Origin of the sequence: Aeromonas media (genome assembly GCF_000819985.1) — a bacterium.
GTDB lineage: Bacteria > Pseudomonadota > Gammaproteobacteria > Enterobacterales > Aeromonadaceae > Aeromonas > Aeromonas media.
On the sequence record NZ_CDBZ01000069.1, the window covers coordinates 50587 to 51853 of the forward strand.

2 protein-coding genes are annotated in these 1267 nt (G+C 48.9%); one reads left to right on the forward strand and one right to left on the reverse strand.

The window, feature by feature from the left end:
- Window positions 1-307: 307 nt before the first annotated feature.
- Window positions 308-880: a hypothetical protein gene (locus BN1127_RS05880; protein ID WP_042648831.1), complete on the reverse strand. Its 573-nt coding sequence runs from the start codon at window positions 878-880 to the stop codon at window positions 308-310.
- 118 nt (window positions 881-998) lie between these two features.
- Here BN1127_RS05880 and BN1127_RS21180 point away from each other — a divergent pair, with 118 nt between their 5' ends.
- The gene (locus tag BN1127_RS21180; RefSeq protein ID WP_005895552.1) at window positions 999-1205 is read left to right on the forward strand and encodes a helix-turn-helix domain-containing protein; all 207 of its coding nucleotides are present in this window, start codon (window positions 999-1001) and stop codon (window positions 1203-1205) included.
- The last annotated feature ends 62 nt before the right edge of the window (window positions 1206-1267 follow it).

Below are 1267 nucleotides of genomic sequence, written 5' to 3' on the forward strand. Positions count from 1 at the left end.
TGCCGCGCTGCGCTTGGCTGCTGGCTTGTTCAGTGAGTCGAAAAGATGCCTCCCCTCAAAGCTCAGCTTCTGCTCGAAGAATCCCTGTCCGCATACTTTCCGGAAATGGTGTTCACAGATTCCGGAATCACTGTTCAACTTCACCGGAATACGCAAACGCTTACTTTCGTTGGTTGAGACGACCAAACGCTTGGGACGTTGACCCCAAGAGTGACTGCATACCATTGTCCGAGCCCGCATCGAGAAAACGGATTACCCCATTCCCTCCGAACTGTGTGCATCAAGCCCCTGACGCTGAACGGTTACATCAAGAGGCGCTTCTGAACGCAATCAACCCCCTCAAAAGCCTCTCCACGGCCTCCAGCCTGCCCCGCAAATCGCGTTTCTCTGCAACGGTATTGTTGATGGCCCTTTCAATCGCTGGATCCAATATGGAGAAGTCCACTCTTAATTGCTGGTACTCAGCGAGCATTGAATCATATTCCTGCAACCCCTTACGGTAGTGCTGTGCTCTCGCGATCAGTCCTTCCAGGACGGATTCATACGTTTCCGACTTACGCTCCTTACCCGATTCCGTTACAAGCGCACAAGGCCCAATAAATTCCTCTTTGAAATGCACTTCATCGAACTTGGGAGTCCTGATGAAATGAGAACAGCGCTTCCCATCATCAACATGCTTCCTTTTTAGAAGTCCCTTATTTACGAGCTTGATCAGATGCCGATAAATGAAGGTATAACGATAACGCCGCTGACGTATCTGCGATTCTGCTTTGTCACCAAAAATGGCATTTACAAATCCTATCGCAGTGAAGTCATCCATCTGCCATCGAATGAGTGCGGTGTAGAGCGCGGTTGGTAACCACACGGTCTGGGAGCTCATAAGTAATCCTGGGCCTCGAACGAAAACACTTAGTGGAAATCTAAACTCGTTTGCGGATTATAATCCGTGGTCGTTAGCCAGACAACCAGAGATAGTGCTCGCCAGCGAGAGGCGAGACATGCAAGAGCTAGCAAAAAAATTTGGTGATGCTGTACGTGATAGACGGCTTCAATTGGGCGTATCGCAAGATGCACTCGCATATGCGGCCGAAATTGATAGAAGCTACGTAGGACGAATTGAGCGTGGTGAGGTCAATGTCACCCTGGAAAAGGCTTATCGTCTTGCCAGGGTTATGGGGTGTGACATTCGCGATCTGCTGCCATAGATATATTTGCCAAATAATTATCTCTTCACCCAGATAAAACTAAACCTGATTACCCATGATTA

Excerpts from the sequence above, each read along its gene's own strand:
- BN1127_RS05880 (WP_042648831.1), bottom strand. The coding sequence starts at position 880 with ATGAGCTCCCAGACCGTGTGGTTACCAACCGCGCTCTACACCGCACTC.
- BN1127_RS21180 (WP_005895552.1), top strand. The coding sequence starts at position 999 with ATGCAAGAGCTAGCAAAAAAATTTGGTGATGCTGTACGTGATAGACGG.